At 35.2% G+C, this 20,409-nt stretch carries 17 protein-coding genes; 12 read left to right on the top strand and 5 right to left on the bottom strand.

The features are described 5' to 3' along the window. The first annotated feature begins 185 nt into the window (after window positions 1-185). The 6 genes from H9636_RS15425 (at window position 186) to H9636_RS15400 (ending at window position 7,810) form a co-directional block, all read left to right on the top strand. Entirely contained in the window at window positions 186-1,769 is a 1,584-nt protein-coding gene (locus tag H9636_RS15425; protein ID WP_191708463.1) for a spore germination protein, read from the top strand. After that, window positions 1,766-2,875, top strand: coding sequence for a GerAB/ArcD/ProY family transporter (locus tag H9636_RS15420; protein ID WP_191708462.1), 1,110 nt, complete (start codon window positions 1,766-1,768; stop codon window positions 2,873-2,875). The genes H9636_RS15425 and H9636_RS15420 overlap by 4 nt, the downstream gene beginning before the upstream one ends. A gap of 5 nt (window positions 2,876-2,880) precedes the next feature. Continuing rightward, window positions 2,881-3,999 (top strand): Ger(x)C family spore germination protein, encoded by a 1,119-nt coding sequence (locus H9636_RS15415; RefSeq protein ID WP_225230270.1) that lies wholly within the window; start codon window positions 2,881-2,883, stop codon window positions 3,997-3,999. Window positions 4,000-4,121: 122 nt separating this feature from the next. Next, the gene (locus H9636_RS15410; RefSeq protein ID WP_225230268.1) at window positions 4,122-5,072 is read left to right on the top strand and encodes a VanW family protein; all 951 of its coding nucleotides are present in this window, start codon (window positions 4,122-4,124) and stop codon (window positions 5,070-5,072) included. 141 nt (window positions 5,073-5,213) lie between these two features. Continuing rightward, window positions 5,214-6,053 carry a DMT family transporter gene (locus tag H9636_RS15405; protein WP_191708460.1) on the top strand — a complete coding sequence of 280 codons (840 nt, stop codon included), beginning with the start codon at window positions 5,214-5,216 and terminating at the stop codon, window positions 6,051-6,053. A 173-nt stretch (window positions 6,054-6,226) separates the two neighbouring features. After that, window positions 6,227-7,810: an amidohydrolase gene (locus H9636_RS15400; protein WP_191708459.1), complete on the top strand. Its 1,584-nt coding sequence runs from the start codon at window positions 6,227-6,229 to the stop codon at window positions 7,808-7,810. A 44-nt stretch (window positions 7,811-7,854) separates the two neighbouring features. Here H9636_RS15400 and H9636_RS15395 read toward each other — a convergent pair whose 3' ends face one another. After that, on the bottom strand, window positions 7,855-8,775 hold the full coding sequence (locus tag H9636_RS15395) for an oxidoreductase (RefSeq protein WP_191708458.1): 921 nt from the start codon (window positions 8,773-8,775) through the stop codon (window positions 7,855-7,857). 176 nt (window positions 8,776-8,951) lie between these two features. On the opposite strand from H9636_RS15395, the gene H9636_RS15390 reads away from it, so the two are divergent. Next, window positions 8,952-9,596, top strand: coding sequence for a glycoside hydrolase family 25 domain-containing protein (locus tag H9636_RS15390; RefSeq protein WP_191708457.1), 645 nt, complete (start codon window positions 8,952-8,954; stop codon window positions 9,594-9,596). 41 nt (window positions 9,597-9,637) lie between these two features. Here H9636_RS15390 and H9636_RS15385 read toward each other — a convergent pair whose 3' ends face one another. Further along, window positions 9,638-10,534, bottom strand: coding sequence for a 3-hydroxyacyl-CoA dehydrogenase (locus H9636_RS15385; RefSeq protein WP_191708456.1), 897 nt, complete (start codon window positions 10,532-10,534; stop codon window positions 9,638-9,640). A 178-nt stretch (window positions 10,535-10,712) separates the two neighbouring features. Here H9636_RS15385 and H9636_RS15380 point away from each other — a divergent pair, with 178 nt between their 5' ends. Then, window positions 10,713-11,285, top strand: coding sequence for a flavodoxin family protein (locus H9636_RS15380; protein ID WP_191708455.1), 573 nt, complete (start codon window positions 10,713-10,715; stop codon window positions 11,283-11,285). Between the two features lie 25 nt (window positions 11,286-11,310). On the opposite strand, the gene H9636_RS15375 is transcribed toward H9636_RS15380, so the two are convergent. Then, window positions 11,311-11,742 carry an NUDIX hydrolase gene (locus tag H9636_RS15375; protein ID WP_318241037.1) on the bottom strand — a complete coding sequence of 144 codons (432 nt, stop codon included), beginning with the start codon at window positions 11,740-11,742 and terminating at the stop codon, window positions 11,311-11,313. 191 nt (window positions 11,743-11,933) lie between these two features. On the opposite strand from H9636_RS15375, the gene H9636_RS15370 reads away from it, so the two are divergent. Beyond that, window positions 11,934-13,991, top strand: coding sequence for a thioredoxin domain-containing protein (locus tag H9636_RS15370; RefSeq protein ID WP_191708453.1), 2,058 nt, complete (start codon window positions 11,934-11,936; stop codon window positions 13,989-13,991). Window positions 13,992-14,170: 179 nt separating this feature from the next. After that, on the top strand, window positions 14,171-14,560 hold the full coding sequence (locus H9636_RS15365; protein ID WP_191708452.1) for a DUF3221 domain-containing protein: 390 nt from the start codon (window positions 14,171-14,173) through the stop codon (window positions 14,558-14,560). Window positions 14,561-14,639: 79 nt separating this feature from the next. Here H9636_RS15365 and H9636_RS15360 read toward each other — a convergent pair whose 3' ends face one another. Further along, entirely contained in the window at window positions 14,640-14,930 is a 291-nt protein-coding gene (locus H9636_RS15360) for a HesB/YadR/YfhF family protein (protein ID WP_191708451.1), read from the bottom strand. A 34-nt stretch (window positions 14,931-14,964) separates the two neighbouring features. After that, a complete protein-coding gene (gene plsY / locus H9636_RS15355; RefSeq protein ID WP_191708450.1) occupies window positions 14,965-15,567 on the bottom strand; it encodes a glycerol-3-phosphate 1-O-acyltransferase PlsY in 603 nt (200 codons plus the stop codon). Window positions 15,568-15,941: 374 nt separating this feature from the next. Between plsY and parE the strand changes: the two genes are divergently transcribed. Together parE and parC are read left to right on the top strand one after the other, a co-directional pair. Then, window positions 15,942-17,918 carry a DNA topoisomerase IV subunit B gene (gene parE / locus H9636_RS15350; protein ID WP_318241036.1) on the top strand — a complete coding sequence of 659 codons (1,977 nt, stop codon included), beginning with the start codon at window positions 15,942-15,944 and terminating at the stop codon, window positions 17,916-17,918. Next, on the top strand, window positions 17,915-20,356 hold the full coding sequence (gene parC, locus H9636_RS15345; RefSeq protein WP_191708448.1) for a DNA topoisomerase IV subunit A: 2,442 nt from the start codon (window positions 17,915-17,917) through the stop codon (window positions 20,354-20,356). Before parE ends, parC begins: the two co-directional genes overlap by 4 nt. The last annotated feature ends 53 nt before the right edge of the window (window positions 20,357-20,409 follow it).

Here is a 20,409-nt window from a genome sequence, read left to right as displayed (position 1 = left end):
AGTTCATTGAAGAAAATAGAAAAACCCCGAATAGGTCCACTTTTTTTAAAGTGTCCACTATTTGGGGTTCAGTTCAATTCACGAAAAAGTTGCCTTTTTTTATAACGGCTGAATAGAGGGAAACTAGTATAGTTTAACACTTTAAGGACAATTCTATTTATAAGATAGAAATTGGAGAGAACATTATGTTTAAAAAGATAAAGCAAAAAATCCAACCGAACGAAGAAAAACCAAAATATAATCCGCCAAAGATTCCTATTTCACCGTTTAAAAATGATTTTATAGATGAATTGAATAAAATTGTCCATTCCCCAGCTGATTTAGTCATTCGATATGTTACAAACAATATTACGATTGCATTTATCGACGGATTAGTCGATACTCAATCATTAAATGAAAAAATTTTAAGTCGCTTTGAGGATACTTCACAAGAAACACCAAGTACCCTTCGAGAACGGCTTTCAATACCAGAAGTTGACGTGTTTAACGAAATGATGAAAAGTATCGATGAAATGTTAATAGGTGGGGTATTAATTCATATAAATGGTTACTCCGAAATTCTCATTTCTAAAATTCCTTCCTTCGAGAAGCGGAGTTTATCTGCCCCGGAAAATGAATCACAAGTAATTGGGACACAAGTAGGTTTTAATGAAAGTATTAATACGAATATTTCTCTCATTCGCAGATTTATTTCCAATCCTAATTTATGTAATGAGCAGTTTACCCTCGGAAAAGAAACGAGAACTACCGTATCAGTTCTCTATATTCATGGCATTGTAGATGAAAAACATGTCAATACAGTCCGTCAAAGAATTGAGGATCTTGACATTGCGGATTTAATCGACAGTGCCATATTATCGGAACTATTAGATGACAGTTCCAGTTCTATTTTCCCACAAACCCTATTAACCGAACGCCCTGACCGTTTTTGTGATGGCTTATTAACAGGAAAAGTTGGAATTATTGTTAACGGAAGTTCCATGGGGATAATTTGTCCTTTTACTTTTTTAGAATTTTTCCAAAGTAGGGAAGACCAAAATTTACGTTGGCCGATTGCATCCTTTATACGGATACTTAGATTTATCGCCGTAATCGTTTCAACTTTTTTCACACCTATTTATGTCGCATCTTTAACATTCCATTATGAAGTTATACCACAACCGATGCTAGTTCCATTAAGTGAATCGAGGGCAATTGTTCCCTTTCCTCCCATTATTGAAGCACTATTTTTAGAATTAGTTATTGAACTATTAAGGGAAGCAGGAGCTAGATTACCAACTAAAGTTGGACAAACAATTGGTATCGTTGGTGGTATTGTCATTGGAACAGCTGCAGTTCAAGCAGGTATAACGAGTAATATTTTAATAATTATTGTTGCACTTGGTGCGTTAGCTTCCTTTACAACACCAAACTATATGATGGGTAACGTAATACGAATTATTCGATTCCCAATCATTGTGTTAGCAGGCTTTTGGGGCTATTACGGGATTATGTTAGCATTTTGCTTTTTGCTTATCCATTTATTAAAACAATCAAGCTTAGGTGCACCTTACTTAGCACCATTCTATCCTCCAAGATTACGGGATTGGCCAGATAGTATTGTCCGCTTACCATTGCCTTATATAAGTAAGCATTCTGTCAATTCCAGAAGTCGGAAAGAGATTCAAAAAAACAAACAAAAAAAGAATAATAATAAAAACAACCAAAAGCAGAATCAAGATACAGCCCAAAATTTAACCCCTGAAAACAAAGAGAAGGTGATAGAGTGAAAAATGCTCTTCCTGTAAATGAAAGTCAGTTAATTAATGCACCTCTTCTCTTTTTTATCGTGAATGCCTGTCAAATTGGGGTTGGAATCCATGGCTTTCAAAGATTGATTTATCAAGATGCAAAGCAGGATGCATGGATATCCATTTTAATCAGTTTTGTCTTTGCCCACTTTTTAATATTTATCATGATTAAAACCCTTGAAATGTTTCCATCCAACGATTTATACGGGATCCATGAAGAAATCTTTGGTAAATTGATAGGGAACATTTTTAATTGTATTTATATTTTTTATTACAGCTTCGCCTTTCTAGTTAACATAAAAAATTACATTGAAGTCATTAATGTTTGGGTTTTCCCAAATTTATCATCGACATTTTTAGGTGCTTCACTACTCATTGTCGTTATTTATGCCTTTAACGGTGGATTTCGTGTGATAGCTGGAATTTGTTTTTTTAGTTTCATCTTTACGTTATGGGTGCCTTCCATACTATTTATCCCAATGAAATATTCAGATATAAATCAACTGCTCCCAGTATTTGATAACCCAATAAAGGACATTCTTAAAGGTGCTTATTCAATGACTTTTACAATTATTGGATTTGAAATTATTAATGTAGTTTATCCATATGTAAAGGAGAAAAATAAGGTTCAAAAATATGCTCATCTTAGCTTATTAGCTACATTGATTCTTTATCTTGCGATTATGTTGATTACCCTTACTTATTTTAGTGGACCGCAATTAGAAAAAACGATTTGGGCAACTTTAAACTTATTTAGTATTATTAAATTTCCTTTTATAGAGAGGGTTGAGATTATTACCATTTGTTTATGGATGATAATCATTTTACCAAACCTATGCCTTTTTGCTTGGTCCGCACATCGGGGTGTCATCCGGATGTTTAATATTAGCGCTAAAAAGTTTATATGGATATTTTCATCTATTATTTTAATTTGCATGTTGTTTATTAAGTCGCGTACTCAAATTAACTCCATTAATGATATTTTTTCTCAATTTGGCTTTATCATTGTATTTGTTTATCCTTTGTTCATTTATTTAATCGCTTTGATTAAAAAAAGTCTCCTCAAAAGGAAGCGAACGAATTGAAATATATGAAAGGGTTATTATTGTTCGTCACTGCAGGTTTGTTTCTCGCTGCCTGTACCGAATACCGGCTTCTTGAGAGAATTAGTTTAGTTACATTAATTGGTTATGATATAGAAGATGATCAAATTGATGCAACAACGGTTGTCCGTCAAATTAATCCTGAATTTGAAAGTAGTGTCGAAATACACTCTGAAACAGCAAAAACAAGTAAAGGGACAAGAGTTAAAGCCGATTTAAAAACAGCTAAAACGTTAATGGCAGGACAATTACGTGTTGTTTTGTTCGGCGATGAATTAGCAGAGGAAGGGATAGGAGAAGCGATTCATACCCTCGCTATGAATTCAGAAATCACGACGAGTATTTATTTAGGTGTTGTAGAAGGAACATCTAAAAATTTATTGGAAAGTGAATATCCTAACATCACAGATATTGGACAGCATGTATTTAATTTAATGGATCATAATATAAAACAACAACAAATGATCTCTTCTACTTTACATGAAGTTGTACGTGATATTTATTCCCCTTTACGTGACTTTACCTTACCAGTTGTTAAAAAAGAAGGGGAATATATCGATATGAGTGGTATTGCACTTTTCCAAGGTGGGACAATGGTAGGTATGCTTCCTGCTTCCGATTCTTTTTATGTTTTACTAATTCGTCAGAATATTAATGACGGCACACTCCAACTTATCTTACCAGCTGATTTAGCGGATAGTACTAAAAACAAGCCAAAACATCCGCCAAAAAATTTTCCGATAGCAATTGATGCTATTAATTCTAAGAGAAAAATAAAAGTAATGGACCATAGTAAAAATGAAATTGATTTAACTATTACGTTAGACTGCCGGTTATTAGAAATCCATTCGAGTCTTGCGATAGGGGATCAAAAAGTTACAGAAAAAATTGAAGAGGCCATGAATAAAAAAATCGAATCTGAAATAACAAGAATTATTAAATATAGCCAAGAAGTAAATTCCGACATTTTTGGATTCGGTGAACACTTTCATGCCCAGGTTAGAGACGCTAAATTGACAGAAGAAAAATGGCACGAGTTGTATCCGAAAATGAAGGTTAATGTAAAAATAGAGACCGAAATTATTCGAAGCGGTGTAGTAGAATAACAAAACATCTGGTAAATGGAATCTCCCTTTATCGGATGTTTTTTTCATTTCATATTTAAAGTCGTTTGGGGAACGATAAATAAAGATACATATTTCAATTTATGGTGAGGTTTGATTTTATCATGATGAAAAAACAAAACGTTTGTTTAATCATTGTTTTTACAATTTTCTTAAGCTTTTATATTTCGCCAAATGTTTCAAAAGCAGGTGAATTCGATTTATTTCAAGACGAACTAACGGATGGTAAAACGATTAGCGTCATTGATCCAGAAACGAAAATAGTCGTGAAAAAATTCACTCCAGACATTTATCAATTAATCACGAATATAGAGTCCTATCGAAACGAAATCGAAAACTGGGTTCATGAGTTTGCAAATGGAACAAACAATCATATCGGTTACAATAAACCAATGTTATTAGATCGAATTGATGAAAAAGGGAGAGTAATAAAAGGTAGACCGTTAATCACTGTAAATGAAAAGGAACTTGTTGATAAAATTATAGACCTTTCCTTTACTGGCGGTTTAGTTGAAATCCCTATCATTTTTACAGAAAGTGATTATAGTGAAAATGACGTTCCTCATTTTAATGAGGTAGTACTCGCTACGTATACGACATACTTTAAATCTTATCATTCCGGGCGAAGTAAAAATATCGAACTTTCCGCGATGGCAATAAATAATGTTATTTTAGGAAATGGTGATATATTTTCATTTAACTCTGTCGTTGGTCCAAGAGATGTCGCATCAGGATATCAAATGGCACCAGAAATTATAAAGGGAAAAATGGTGATGGGAATCGGTGGAGGGATATGTCAAACTTCCTCTACTTTATTTAACGCTGTGGATCAGCTAGAATTAAAAATTCTTGAACGTCACCACCATTCAAAAGAGGTAGGATATGTACCTAAGGGAAGGGACGCTACCGTGTCCTTCGGTGGACTTGATTTTCAATTTCAAAATACGACAGGTGTCCCATTCATTATTAAAAGTTACTATCAACAAGGAGCAATTACTATACAAATTAAAACTTCAAAAGAATACGAACACATTTTAAAACATGAGTTTAGCTAATAAATTTCATAACAATAAAGTCTGTGTCTTACAGACTTTTTTTATTTTCTCACTATTTTTTATAATCTATCGAAAATCCTATTGTAAAATAGTGGTTTAACGTAATAGAATAAATTCAAATAAATAGAGAGAAGGATTTATATGTGGATTGTTGCAGCATTCATTACGATGATTTGTTTTGGTACGAATAACATGATCTTTAAATGGAGTACGACAAACGGCCTATCAAAAATACATATTCAATTTGTCTTTTACTTAGTTGCTTTTATTTTAACTGCTTCCTATGCGGTTATTTCTGGTATCCATCAAATGGATATAATCACGATGATATTAGGGGCAGTCATTGGAATTTTAAATGCAAACGGCAATATTCAAATGTCGAAAGCTTTCGAAAAGGGACCTGCTAGTCTTACTTCTCCTTTAGTTAGTGTTAATACGATTATTCCGATTTTAAGTGCAGCACTTATTTTTAATGAACATATAACAATTTTACAATGGGTAGGGATAATCGTCATACTTGGTTCTGCAATCTTAATCCAATATTCACCCCAAGCCAGTGGAGGTAGTATACAGTACATGCCTTGGTTGTCCCGAATTTTGTTCGCAATTTTTTCATTTGGAGTATTAGGGATATTAATGAAAACATCTTCTTACTTACATATCGATTCTTTAAATACGTTAATATGTATGTATGGTGGAGGAGCCATTTATCTATGTATTAATAGCTTATTAGCTCGGGAAAATTGGCAAAAGGCCGAACTAAAATCTGGAACATTAGTTGGGTTATTTAGTATTTTCGGTTATAGTTGTTATTTTTTTGCATTAAATACAGGAACAGCGAGTATTGTTTTTCCCATTGTCAGTTTAAGTTGTTTAGTTGTTGTATTAGGGGGCTGTTGGATCTTTAAAGAACGATTACGTTCCTACCAAGTAGTAGGCGTATTATCTGCTGTATTAGGAATTATTCTGACAAAAATATAACAATAATTTTTCTATTTACACGAACACCTTTCATTCATTTTGAAGGTGTTTTTTTATTGGAATAATAAAAATGGAATCGAAATTATCTTGAGCAATCCACATTTCAATTGCATAATAAAATTAGAAAGAAAAGGAAATGGCAAAATATTTTTAGAACAGGAGGGTTTATAAAGATGAAAAAGCTTTGGTTTGGAGGACCCATCTATACGATGGAAAGAGAGCAGGAAACCGTTGAGGCTGTACTTGTTGAAAATGAAAAAGTTATTGCCGTTGGAACTGTGGATGAACTAAAAAATCGAGCTGATGAATTGATTGATCTACAAGGAAATGCGATGTATCCAGGATTTGTCGATAGCCATCTACATATTTTATTCCAAGGGGAAAAACTCCTTCGTTTAGATTTATCAAAGGCTACTTCTGCAGAAGAAATGCTCGACTTAGTGAGAGAGGCTGCCCAAACTACACCATCAGACAAATGGTTATTTGGAGAAGGTTGGAATGAAAATAATTTCATAGATAAACGGATTCCCACTTTAGAAGAGCTAGATAACATTCGAAAAGAGCCCATTCTATTAACTCGTGTTTGCCACCATGTAGCATTAGGAAATACAGCGGCTCTTAGAGCAGGAGGAATTGAAAAAACAACACCATCCCCAGCTGGAGGTGAAATTGGTCGAGATGCAAATGGCCAGCTGAACGGACTGCTTTATGATCAAGCAACGACTCTTGTTTCGAACGCTATTCCGAAAGAAGGAGATAGCTACATTCAATATTTAGTTGATGCCCTAAATTTATCCATTGATGATATGTTGTCTAAAGGATTAACTGGTGGTCATAGTGAAGATATGAGCTATTTTGGAAACTTTAAAAATCCTTTAATTGCCTACGAAAGAGTAGTGGGGGAGAAACATCATTTTCGGGTTAACTTATTACGACACCACACGGTTTTTGAAGAAATGATGGAGTCAAATGTAAGATTTGATGATCCATTTATCGAGCCCGGTGCGATGAAAATTTTCATCGATGGGGCATTAGGTGGTTCAACAGCTGCATTAATCGAACCTTATGCAGATAATCCAAACAATAAAGGATTATTTATTCATTCCGATGAGCAGTTAGAAAGTTTAGTGAAACTTGCTCGAAAATATCATGAAGCGATTGCGGTCCATATTATTGGAGATGCTGCTGCTGAACAAGTATTAAATGTAATCGAAAAATACCCTGCACCTAATGGAAAACGGGACCGCCTAATACATTGTTGCGTATTAAACGAGCAATTGATACAGCGGATGATGGTTTTGCCAGTTGTTTTGGATTTACAACCAGCCTTTGTACCTTCTGATTTCCCTTGGGCAATCGATCGACTTGGAGAAGAACGTTTAAAATACGCTTACGCTTGGAAAACATTAATAGATCGTGGTTTAATGTGTGCAGCAGGAACAGATGCGCCAGTTGAAGATATCGATCCAATCGCTTCAATTTATGCTGCAGTAGAACGGAAAAAGCCAAAGGATGAGCATGAAGGATACATTCCTGCTGAAAAGTTAAGTCGCTTTGAAGCAATACGGGCTTATACGGTTGGTAGCGCTCAAGCTATCGGAAAAGAACAAGAGCGCGGATTAATAAAACCGGGATATGATGCTGATTTTTCCATCTTTGACCGAGATTTATTTGAAGGAACTTCGGAAGATATGTTAAAGGCAACTGCAGTTCAAACGGTTGTTGCCGGGCGAATTGTATTTAAAACACAATCATGATTAAAATCTCCTCTGTCTGCTAACGGCAGGGGAGATTTTAATGTTTAAAATGGGTACTTCACTCCCGTTAAACCTTCCGAAAGTAACCATAAATTTGTTGAAACATTTTCATCAAATAACTCATCCAATATATCTAATTCCGTTGGATAACCTTTTATTCCCTTTCTACCATCTGGCCCAATATATTCCCCACCCCTTACAGAAGGTTCAGTAGCAGCATACAAAATAGGATAAGCCCCTTCTTCCGCGCTCTGTCCAATCAATTTTAAAGATGCGCGGGTTAATCTTTTCGTCAACTTTCGAGATCCTTTAGCAAATAAATATGTTTGAGCAATACCGGGGTGACAGGCAATACTTTTGGAATCCACATTTCGGGATCGGAAACGATATTGAAGTTCCTTTGCAAAAAACATACACGCCAATTTACTCTGACCATAACTTTTAAATTTTTTATATTTCTTTTTAGTCCCGATAAATTCTTTAAATTCCGGTTTTTGTTTATGGGCAGCTAAACTACCTAATGAAATCACTCTTGAATCTGGAGTAGCGATGATAAGATCTAATAATAAGCCCGTTAAAGCAAAATGACCGAGATAATTTACCCCAAATTGAGATTCAAATCCATCCTTTGTCACACGATAAGGGGGAACCATGATTCCTGCGTTATTAATCAGGATAGATAAAGAACGAAACTTTTGTTTGAATTGTTGAGAAAATTCTCTTATACTTTCTAATTCATTTAAATCTAGTTGTAAAACATGAATATCCGCATTAGGGAATACTGCCTTTATTTTATCGACTGCCTCAAAGCCTTTATTGACATTTCGTACCGCAAGGACTACCGTGGCGTAATTTTCCGCCAAGGCTAAACATGTTTCATAACCAATACCACTGTTAGCTCCAGTGACAATTGCTACTTTTCCTGATAAGTCACGAATATTTGATTTTGTCCATTCTCTAGTCATCTATCACACACTCCTTACCTGTTTCATATAATTAGATGGAGATATAAATACTGGTCAAATGTCTAGTAAATTATGTTCTATTATATGTTTTAAATGGAAAAACAGAAGAAATCTCAGCATTGTTTTGTAGGGAAGGTAAAGTTTTTATGGAAAATTATTAGAAAAGAGGTACGCAAATGGTTAGTTATCATTGGGGTGTAGACTCTTCTCAACCAGTCACGAATGAGTTATATCATTCCGTTCAATCAACATATGGGAAACCGGAATTTTGGGGAAGATACTTAACACGGGTAGAAGGCTCAGTTGAAGGATTAACAGAAAATGAAATTGAACTTCTTCATAATAGCGATACAAAAATACTTCCTATTTACAACGATTTCCGACAGGCGGTTGGAGAAAGTCATGCGAAAGTTGTAGCAATGAACGCTGCATACCACGCGAAACGTTTAGGAATTAAAAAAGGGACAATTATTTTTGCCCGAATGGGAAATTTAGAAGTGGATAGTGGCTGGATTAAGGGTTATGTAGGCTATTTATATAATACAGATTATAAACCAGGCTTTTTATACAAAATTGACGGTTCTTTTGAAGAAGCTTATTGTCAAGCTGCTGATCAAGATCGCCGAGTAGCAAATCAAGCGGTATTGTGGAGTACTGAGCCACATACCGGAGTAACAAACGAGGAAGATGCTCCGAATTTTGAGCCAACAACGCCAAATTGTGATGCAAACGTTTGGGCTTGGCAATATGGAAGAGATGCAGAAGAACTACCAATCAACACCAATTTAATAGATAGTAGATTATTGCCGATGCTTTACTAAAAATTGGGCGACACTCGTCAAAATGTGTCGCCCATCGTTTTTTATTTTTCTAAAAATCCGGGTTGCAAGTAACTAGGATCTGGATAAGAATAAAATCCTTGTTTTGTTTCAGCACCAAGTTTTCCTTTTTCGATATACTCAGATTTCAGGTAATTTGCTAACTTTTTAAACTCTTCATGACCCGCTTCACCTTTAGCATTGGCAATATTATAAGCTGTATTAATGCCAACCACATCTAAAATGGCAAAAGGACCTCTCGGAGCTCCAGTAGCGATCATCCAAGTTTTATCTATCGTTTCAACATCGGCAATTTTTTTCACTAGCAACATTTGAGCGGCTTCTAAAAATGGCACTAGTAACGAGTTTAAAATATATCCAGGCTGTTCTCGCTGCAATGGGAGGGCTACCATACCAATCGCTTTTGCAAAGTCAATTACCAGTTCAAAGACCGATTTTTCTGTATTCGGATGTTTCATTATTTCCGCAGTGTTGTTTAACCAAATCTCATTCGCAAAATGAAGTGCTAAAAATTTATGCGGTCTGCCAGTTGCTTCTGCAAATTGACTTGGCAACATTGTCGATGAATTAGTTGCAAAAATGGTCTTCTCAGGCGCTACTTGACTCAATTGTTCATAAAATTTCATTTTCACATCGACAATTTCAGGTACAGCTTCAATAACAAGATCAGCATCTTTTACCGCTTCCGCTAAATCCGTATGGAAGGACATACGGTTATAAGCTAAATTTACTTCTTCTTCCGTCGCCTTTAAATCTTCTTGATAACGTACTTTCAAATTCATCATCCGGTTTTTCGCTCGATCAATTGCTTCTTCATTAATATCATATACGGCAACTTGAAATCCTTTAAATGCTGTTTGAAAGGCGATTTGACTTCCTAATACGCCACTACCTGCTACAGTAATATGTTTAAAATTCATTCGTTGACCCCCAAATTGTTTTTCGAAATCATTTGTTCATTTTCCATGATTGACATGTTGCTATTTTTTAAACAGATTTCGAAATGTCTTTTCTAAAGGGGGGAAATAAGTTTCAAAAAATAAAGTTCTTTCGACTGACCAGCGGGAATATGATGCTACTAAAGGAGAGAGTGAATGTATGTCTATTGCGGTTATATACGGAAGTACGAGAGATAAGGGGAATACAGAATGGTTAACGGAGTATGTAGTAAGTGGCCTTCCTGTTGAGAAAATTTATTTGCGGGATTATAACATTTTACCGATTAAAGATGAACGACATACAGAAGCCGGATTTCAACAAGTGATGGATGATTATAATACCGTAATTGAACGAGTTTTAAAACATGACGTTCTTGTTTTTGCTACCCCCGTTTATTGGTACAGTATGAGTGGTACGATGAAGTTATTTATCGATCGTTGGTCCCAAACATTACGGGATAAAAACTTACCGAATTTTAGAGAAGATTTATCAAAAAAGAAAGCATTTGTTATTGCAGTTGGAGGGGATAACCCTTCCATTAAAGCACTTCCTTTAATTCAACAATTCCAATACATTTTTGACTTCTTTGGAATGACCTTCGCAGGATACGTTATTGGTAAAGCAAGTCAACCAGGGGATATTCAAAAAGATACTAAAGCAATTGCAAATGCCATTCTCATGCAAACTGCATTAGAAGGCGAATTCAAAGCTATAGAGAAAGAAAAGAGTTGATCGTTTGAATCAACTCTTTTTTATGTTATTTCATGATTTCTTCCATAAATGGCTCAATAAATCGTCGGTATTCTAACTTCATATTGATAGGAAGATTGGAAGAAGGGAAATACTGGAGGGATAGTGATTCATTATTGCTTTTTAAGTAACCTGTAACATCTTTCGAGATAAAAACAGCTGTTACTGAATAAAATTCATCTCCATTTGATAGTCGACAAAAATATTCTTCTCCGGAAAAGACACCAAGCAATTTGTAATGATGAATTGTTAATCCGGTCTCTTCAAACACTTCTCTACAAGCTACTTGTTCAAAGCTTTCTCCCAAATCCATTAACCCTCCCGGTAATCCCCATCTTCCATCTAACCTTTGTTGTAAAAGAATGTTTTTCTGTTCATTGACAATAATTACTACCGAGCCTGGTAATATAATTGGCTGATGACCAACATATTTTCTCAACGTTTTATAATACTCCATTTTGTACCTCACTTGTTTATGTTCAAATTCTTCTTACTTATCAATTCCATACCTCTCATAAAAAAGCCTTTCATTCCTTAAAAAACGTTGAAAATTTCCATTTTGTTCAATGATGCTTTGGTTTTAAATTTTATGGGTAAAGTAATAGTAAATTCTTTAAAAGAGGTGATCCGATGTCAACAAATAAAAATCCAAATCGATTAATAAATGAAAAATCACCTTACTTGCTTCAACATGCTTATAATCCAGTTGACTGGTTTCCGTGGGGAGAGGAAGCATTTGAAAAAGCAAAACGTGAGGATAAACCGATTTTTTTAAGTATCGGATATAGTACTTGCCATTGGTGTCACGTAATGGAGAAAGAAAGCTTTGAGGATGAGGAAGTAGCTTCACTAATTAATGAACGATTTATTGCGATTAAAGTCGATCGAGAAGAGCGACCAGATATTGATTCTGTTTATATGACGGTATGTCAGTTAATGAACGGTCATGGTGGCTGGCCGTTAAATTTATTTTTAACTCCAGATAAAGTTCCATTTTATGCAGGTACGTATTTTCCAAAAGAAAGTAGACCAAGAATGCCAGGCATAAAAGAGGTAATAACCCAGCTATATGCTATTTATAAAAAGGATAAGAAACAAATTGAAGACGTTACTAAACAAGTCCAAACTGCTCTTCATCAGACAATTCAATTGGAAGCCGAAGAAACCATTTCCGAATTAGCAGTGGAAAACGGGTTTCGTTCATTTTTAAGTACTTTTGATGAAACTTATGGTGGATTTGGTACTGCTCCAAAGTTTCCAACACCCCATCAACATATGTTTTTACTTCGGTATTATTACTATACAAAAGATGAAAGAGCGTTGAACATGGTTGTAAAAACATTAGATGGGTTAGAAAGGGGCGGTATCTATGACCATATCGGCTTTGGTTTTGCTAGATATTCTACCGATGAGGAATTTTTAGTTCCGCACTTTGAAAAAATGTTATATGATAACGCCCTATTAACAATTGCTTATACTGAATGTTATCAAGTGACAAAATCAGAAGACTCGGAAAAAGTCGCTAAAGACACCATTCAATATGTACTTCGTGATTTAGCATCTCCTGAAGGCGGCTTTTATTCTGCTGAAGATGCGGATTCGGAAGGGGAAGAAGGAAAATATTATGTGTGGTCTTATGAAGAAGTGTTGTCTTTATTAGGTGACCAGCTTGGCACATTATTTTGTGCAGCCTATGGTATTTCGGAAGATGGTAATTTTGAAGGAAAGAACATTCCAAATTTAATTGAAGTGTCTTTACCCCAGCTAGCTGATCAAAATGTTTTAAGTATTGACGAATTGTTAGCTCGTTTAGAAAAAGCGCGGAAAATATTGTTTGAACATCGAAAAAAGCGAATCCCTCCCCATAAAGATGATAAAATGATTACTTCTTGGAATGGATTGATGATTGCTGCACTAGCGAAGGCCGCTCGTGTTTTTCAACATCAAGAATATTTAACAAAAGCGATAAAAGCGATTGAATTCATTGAAACAAATTTATTTGTTTCGGAGCGATTAATGATTCGGTATCGAGATGGGGAAGTGAAAGAACTAGGTATTATTGATGATTATGCTTATTTATTGTGGGCTTATATAGAATTATATGAGGCCACATTCGACGTCAACTATTTAACGAAAGCACAAAAATTGACGGAACAAATGATTGATTTATTTTGGGATCATGAAAAAGGTGGATTTTTCTTATATGGAAAAGATGCTGAGGATTTACTAATTCGTCAAAAAGAGGCTTATGATTCGGCCTTACCTTCTGGAAATAGTGTAGCCGCATTGCAAATGTTAAGACTTGCGCGGTTTACTGGAAATGCATCATTGGAAGAAATGGTTTATAAAATTTTCTCCGCCTTTTCCTATTCCATTCAAAACTATCCAATGGGACATGCTTATATGTTAATGGCTTATTTAACAACTATGATGAAGGGGAAGGAAATTGTTATTTTAGGGGAATTAACAGAGGAACAACAACCATTTATCAACAACTTACAACAGGAGTTCTATCCGGAAATAACTTATTTAGTTAATAAGGAGACCGATGAACTGTCAACAATTGCCCCCTTTATTGCAAACTATCAAAAGGGAGATCATGAAGCATGGATATATATTTGTGAAAATTACTCTTGTCATAAGCCTGTCCAAGACATCCAGGAAGCAAAAAACATGTTAAATGAGTAAATATTTTTTTAAACATTTTTTAAACCCTTATGTAAAGTAAGGGTTTATTTTTTTATAGAACTTAAGATGCTTCAAAAGGAAATAACGTACATTTAGAAAACATAATGACAGCATGGTAAAATAATAAGGAAAAACATTGTAAATCAATACGTACAAAAGTTCCGGAAGAAGGTGAGCTAATGAAAATCAGATCTATAAAGTATTTTTTTCTAGTTTTTATTTTCTTACCCCTATTAATTAGCTGCGGGAATGCTCATAATAACGAATCCGTTTTCGTAAATGGGGATGATGCTCCAAATCAAACGAGTGTAGAAGGCGTTATTATATTTGATCAAATTTCTGGAAAACACTTATTAATTCAAGATACAAACTTTCAATATGAGGATAAAGGTTTATCTATAAAGGAGTTATTAAATAAATATGATAACGTGCTATTTTTAAGTTTTAAAAATGAATCTCTTGTAGAACATGTAAAATCCGGCCAAAAGGTGAGGATATGGTATAACGAAATTCTAGAATCGAATCCTCCTATTTACAAGGTGGAACAACTGGAAATTTCCGAAGATTAAATAAAAGAACCATGGGAAATCTTTTGCCCATGGTCCTCATTTTTCTTTGAATTTGTGTACTTAATATGGGTTACAATTGTTATTTCAAATAACTATATTTAAGTTCTTCCGATTCGTTATCGACTTCAACAACTAAGTCATGTTCATTAAAGAACCACTGATCATCCTTTTCGATATAAAAATGGATGCCTTGTACAATCACTTCTACTCCAATATCATGAGGTTCCTCTCGATTCATCCCAATGGAAAAACCTTCGTGGAAAGGGGAAGAACCACCGTATCGAGAATAGAAACGAATATAGTCCCCATCTTTAACTTCCATTTCTTCTTGAAACCAAAGTAGTGCATCTTCAGATATATTAATATTCATCTTCTTTATCCTTTCAGATAAGGTAAAAAGCTTATTAAATCCATTTTACTTTCGGCTCTGTACCTTCTTTAATACGTTTAATATTGGCACGATGACGGTAGAAAATAAATGCTGATAAAATGATGACTAAAATAAGTAATGATACATCTCCTGTAACAAACACATAAATTATGCTATAAATGAGCGCGATGATTGATACGAGCATCGAAGAGAGACTGACTATCTTTGTAACTTTTAATGCAATTAAAAAACCTAACACTAAAATAATAAATAATGGCCAAGCATAGCCTAACAAAACACCGCCAGATGTAGCAACTGCTTTTCCTCCACGGAATCCTGCAAAAAGTGGGAACATATGTCCAACAACAGCAAGGGCTCCTAAGATTAAAGGGTGAATCGTTGCATCATTAAAGTAGGGTATGAGTGGAAGTAATGTTGCGGCAGTTCCTTTTAATATATCAAGAATCGTTACAACGATACCCGCTTTCTTTCCTAAAACACGGAAAGAGTTTGTTGCTCCTAAATTTCCACTACCATGTTCTCTTATATCTGTTTTATAAAAAACTTTGCCAATCCATAGGCCAGAAGGAATTGACCCGATAACATAAGCACAAATTAAAATAATTGCATTAATCATAGCTTGTTCCTTTCAAAATTAATAGTTGGTACTAATAGTTGTAATCATAATATTACACCTTTTTTATTATATGCGGAAGATATATTTCCAAGTTATATAAAAGGGATTATACTTAATCATAACAAAATATTTTGAAAGAAAATGGATTTATAAGAAGGAAAAAGAAAATTTATCATGAATAGTTTTACTCTATAGATTTTTCTTTACTCATTTGTCAAAATATCGTTAAAATAATTTCAATTGAAGTTTGTTTGTATAGATTGATAGTAGTTTGATACAATAAATAAGCTTATGACATTTGACATAATTTGCTTTTGTCAGTACGATTGAAAATAGATAGAGAACGGATGTTTGTATTTTGGAGGGGATTTGATTTGGCAATAAATCAGCCAGGGATCGCATATGATGACGATGCCATTCAAGTATTAGAAGGATTAGAAGCGGTTCGTAAAAGACCAGGGATGTATATTGGTTCCACAGATGGTCGAGGCCTTCATCACTTAGTATATGAAATAGTAGATAACGCAGTGGATGAAGCACTCGCTGGATTTGGATCACATATCATCGTAAGAATCCATGAAGATGGATCCATAAGCGTTCGAGATTTCGGTCGAGGAATGCCTACAGGTATGCACAAAATGGGTAAACCTACGCCTGAAGTCATCTTTACAATTCTGCACGCTGGAGGGAAGTTTGGACAAGGTGGTTACAAAACAAGTGGTGGTTTACACGGCGTAGGTTCTTCCGTTGTAAATGCTCTTTCTGCCTATTTAGAAGTAACAATTTATCGTGATGGGCAAATATACCGCCAACGTTTCGAAGATGGAGGGAAACCGGTTACAACCCTTGAAGTTATTGGGAAAACAAAGGAAACAGGAACTAACGTTCATTTCTTACCTGATAAAGATATTTTCTCTGTTACGAAATATAATTACGATACGTTAGCTGAACGTTTAAGAGAATCAGCATTTTTATTAAAAGGATTAAAAATTGAACTAATTGACGAACGTGGCGAGGGTCAATCGGACGTTTATTTTTACGAAAATGGGATTGAAGCCTTTGTTACTTATTTAAACGAGGAAAAGGATGTACTACATCCTGTTAAATACGTAGAAGGTACTCAGGATGATATTGAAGTCGAATTTGCATTTCAATTCAATGACGGTTATACAGAAACGATACTTTCCTTTGTAAACAACGTACGGACACGTGATGGCGGTACCCATGAAACGGGAGCAAAATCTGCAATGACACGTGTATTTAACGAATACGCAAGAAAAGTTGGATTATTAAAAGAAAAAGAAAAAAATCTAGAAGGTACGGATATCCGTGAAGGTCTTTCTGCGGTTATTTCTGTTCGTATACCTGAGCATTTATTACAATTTGAAGGTCAAACGAAAAGTAAACTCGGAACAATGGAAGCACGTTCTGCAGTTGAAAGTGTTGTATCTGAAAAGATGCTATACGTATTAGAAGAAAATGCTGAACTATCTGCTTCCCTTGTACGTAAAGCTATTCGCGCTCAACAAGCCCGTGAAGCCGCTCGTAAAGCTAGGGAGGATGCACGCACTGGTAAAAAGAAAAAGTCCAGTACGATCTTATCTGGGAAGTTAACACCAGCCCAATCTCGAAATGCTAAAAGAAATGAATTGTACCTCGTGGAAGGAGACTCTGCAGGTGGTTCCGCAAAACAAGGACGTGACCGTTCATTCCAAGCGATATTACCTTTACGAGGGAAAGTAATTAATACAGAAAAAGCAAAACTATCGGATATTATGAAAAACGAAGAAATTTCAACAATCATCCATACAATCGGTGCAGGTGTTGGGGCAGACTTTAACGTAGAAGATGCTGCTTACGATAAAATTATTATTATGACCGATGCCGATACGGATGGAGCACATATCCAAGTACTGCTTTTAACTTTCTTCTATAAATATATGAGACCATTGATTGATGCTGGAAAAGTGTATATCGCCTTACCGCCCCTTTATAAAGTTTCAAAAGGAACTGGCAAAAAGGAAGTCATTGAGTATGCTTGGACAGAGAAAGAGTTACAAGCTGCCATCGATAAAGTTGGTAAAGGTTATATTCTTCAACGATATAAAGGATTAGGGGAAATGAATGCAGACCAATTATGGGATACAACAATGAACCCTGAAACAAGAACTTTGATCCGAGTAACAATCGACGATGCAGCAAGGGCTGAACGTCGTGTAACAACGTTAATGGGAGATAAAGTTGAACCACGTCGTAAGTGGATTGAAACAAATGTAGATTTTGGTATGGAGGATGATTTGAATATTTTAGATAGCGAATTCATCCAACATGAGGAGGAACTAGAAGTATGACGGCAACCGAACGATTTCAAGAATTACCGCTAGAGGAAGTGATGGGCGATCGGTTCGGTCGTTATAGTAAATATATTATCCAAGACCGCGCATTACCTGATGCTCGAGACGGACTGAAACCGGTACAGCGCCGTATTTTATATGCGATGTTTAACGAAGGAAATACTTCTGACAAACCTTTTAGAAAATCAGCTAAAACGGTCGGTCATGTAATCGGTAATTTCCATCCCCATGGTGATTCTTCTGTATATGATGCTATGGTGCGTTTAAGTCAAGATTGGAAAATGCGCCATATGTTAATTGAAATGCATGGAAATAACGGTTCCGTTGACGGTGACCCACCTGCTGCTATGCGTTATACAGAAGCTCGTTTATCAGCTATAGCTGCTGAAATGCTTCGTGATATTAATAAACAAACAGTTGAATTCATCCCAAATTTTGACGATCAAGATATGGAACCAACCGTTCTACCTGCAAGATTTCCAAATCTTCTTGTAAACGGTTCTACAGGGATTTCAGCCGGTTATGCTACAGATATACCACCCCATAACTTAACAGAATCGTTAGACGCTGTTTTAATGCGTCTCGATAAACCTAACTGTAGTGTAGACGATTTAATGACCGCTATTAAAGGTCCTGATTTCCCTACAGGTGGAATTATTCAAGGGGTTGAAGGTATTAAAAAGGCCTATGAAACAGGAAAGGGCAAGATTATCGTCCGTGCTAAGGCAACTGTTGAGCCAATTAAAGGTGGCAAAGAGCAAATTGTCATTACAGAACTCCCTTATGAAGTAAACAAAGCGAATTTAGTGAAAAAAATTGATGAGCAACGTATCGATAAACGTTTAGAAGGCATTGCAGATATACGGGATGAGTCTGACCGTACTGGGCTTCGTATTGTGATTGAACTGAAAAAGGACGTACAAGGTCAAGGGATATTAAATTACTTATATAAAACGACTGAATTACAAGTAAATTATAATTTTAATATGATTGCGATTCATAATCGTCGTCCAACAATGATGACGTTACCTTTAATGTTGGATTCCTATATCGCTCACCAAAAGGATGTAGTGATTAAACGCTCTAATTTCGACCTTCAAAAAGCAAAAGATCGTTTACATATTGTAGAAGGTTTAATTAAAGCAATTTCAATTTTAGATGAGGTAATTGCGACAATCCGTTCTTCTAAAGATAAACGGGATGCAAAATCGAATTTAGAAAATCAATTCGGATTTACAGAAGTGCAATCAGAAGCTATCGTAAGCTTGCAACTTTATCGTTTAACAAATACTGATATTACAGATCTTCGAGCTGAACAAGAGGAACTGCAAAAATCTATTACAGCACTGAATGATATTTTGAATAACGATAAACAATTAATTAAAGTTATCAAATCAGAATTAACAGAAATTCGTAAAAAGTTTAAAGAACCACGCAGGTCCAGCATTGAAGCTGAAATTGAGGAAATTAAGCTAACATTAGATGTGTTAGTTCCAAGTGAAGAAGTGGTCGTAACTGTAACGAAAGATGGTTATGTGAAACGTACAAGTACCCGTTCTCATGCCGCTTCCAATGGACAAGATTTCGCAATGAAGGACTCTGATTATTTATTGTTTGAACAAACTTTAAATACACAACATCATCTATTGTTATTTACAAGCAAAGGAAATTATATTTATCAGCCTGTTCATGAGTTACCTGACATTCGTTGGAAGGATTTAGGACAACATATATCTAGTATCGTTCCTATTGATAAGGACGAAGAAATCATCCAAGCAATCGGTATTGAGAAGTTTGATCAAGAAAATGTCTTTATTCTTACTGCAACAAAAGAGGGACAAATTAAACGTTCTGCTTTAGCTGATTATTCGGTTACTCGTTATTCCAAACCGATAAAAACGATGAATATTAAAGATAACGATGAAATGATTTTTGCTAGCCTAGTTACGACACAAACAGAGCTATTACTTACAAGTCATTTAAGTTATAGCTTACGATTTGATATTGAAGAAATTCCGGTTACTGGTGTAAAAACAGGTGGAGTAAAAGGGATTAACTTAAAAGATGGGGATATCCTCATCTCAGTAAACTTATTAGAACAACAGGATAAACAAGATGTAATAATCGTGACGCACCGTGGAGCCGTTAAACGAATGAGTGTCTCTGAAATTGAGAAAAGTTCGAGAGCAAAACGAGGAGTAGTCGTTTTAAAAGAATTAAAAGCAAATCCTCATCGAATTTATACCGTTAAGATCGTAAATATCGATGATTCGATATTATTGGAAACTAACAATAATGTACAAGAGACGATTGAAGTTAAATCGTTAACAAGAGCTGATCGCTATTCAAATGGCTCATTGAAAATCGACGTTTCAAATGATGGTGAATTAATGCTTGTAAAAGTAATTCCTCATGAAACGAAAGAAAATAATTAATAAAACGAAAGGATATGTACAAGCATAACGCTTTTACATATCCTTTTTTAATG

The sequence above is a fragment of the Ureibacillus galli genome, from assembly GCF_014836845.1.
Taxonomy (GTDB): domain Bacteria; phylum Bacillota; class Bacilli; order Bacillales_A; family Planococcaceae; genus Ureibacillus; species Ureibacillus galli.
This window is presented reverse-complemented; position numbering and strand designations above follow the sequence as displayed.

Coding starts and splice junctions, on each gene's coding strand:
- H9636_RS15425 (WP_191708463.1), top strand. CDS start 186: ATGTTTAAAAAGATAAAGCAAAAAATCCAACCGAACGAAGAAAAACCA.
- H9636_RS15415 (WP_225230270.1), top strand. CDS start 2,881: ATGAAAGGGTTATTATTGTTCGTCACTGCAGGTTTGTTTCTCGCTGCC.
- H9636_RS15410 (WP_225230268.1), top strand. CDS start 4,122: ATGATGAAAAAACAAAACGTTTGTTTAATCATTGTTTTTACAATTTTC.
- H9636_RS15405 (WP_191708460.1), top strand. CDS start 5,214: ATGTGGATTGTTGCAGCATTCATTACGATGATTTGTTTTGGTACGAAT.
- H9636_RS15400 (WP_191708459.1), top strand. CDS start 6,227: ATGAAAAAGCTTTGGTTTGGAGGACCCATCTATACGATGGAAAGAGAG.
- H9636_RS15395 (WP_191708458.1), bottom strand. CDS start 8,775: ATGACTAGAGAATGGACAAAATCAAATATTCGTGACTTATCAGGAAAA.
- H9636_RS15390 (WP_191708457.1), top strand. CDS start 8,952: ATGGTTAGTTATCATTGGGGTGTAGACTCTTCTCAACCAGTCACGAAT.
- H9636_RS15385 (WP_191708456.1), bottom strand. CDS start 10,534: ATGAATTTTAAACATATTACTGTAGCAGGTAGTGGCGTATTAGGAAGT.
- H9636_RS15380 (WP_191708455.1), top strand. CDS start 10,713: ATGTCTATTGCGGTTATATACGGAAGTACGAGAGATAAGGGGAATACA.
- H9636_RS15370 (WP_191708453.1), top strand. CDS start 11,934: ATGTCAACAAATAAAAATCCAAATCGATTAATAAATGAAAAATCACCT.
- H9636_RS15365 (WP_191708452.1), top strand. CDS start 14,171: ATGAAAATCAGATCTATAAAGTATTTTTTTCTAGTTTTTATTTTCTTA.
- H9636_RS15360 (WP_191708451.1), bottom strand. CDS start 14,930: ATGAATATTAATATATCTGAAGATGCACTACTTTGGTTTCAAGAAGAA.
- plsY (WP_191708450.1), bottom strand. CDS start 15,567: ATGATTAATGCAATTATTTTAATTTGTGCTTATGTTATCGGGTCAATT.
- parC (WP_191708448.1), top strand. CDS start 17,915: ATGACGGCAACCGAACGATTTCAAGAATTACCGCTAGAGGAAGTGATG.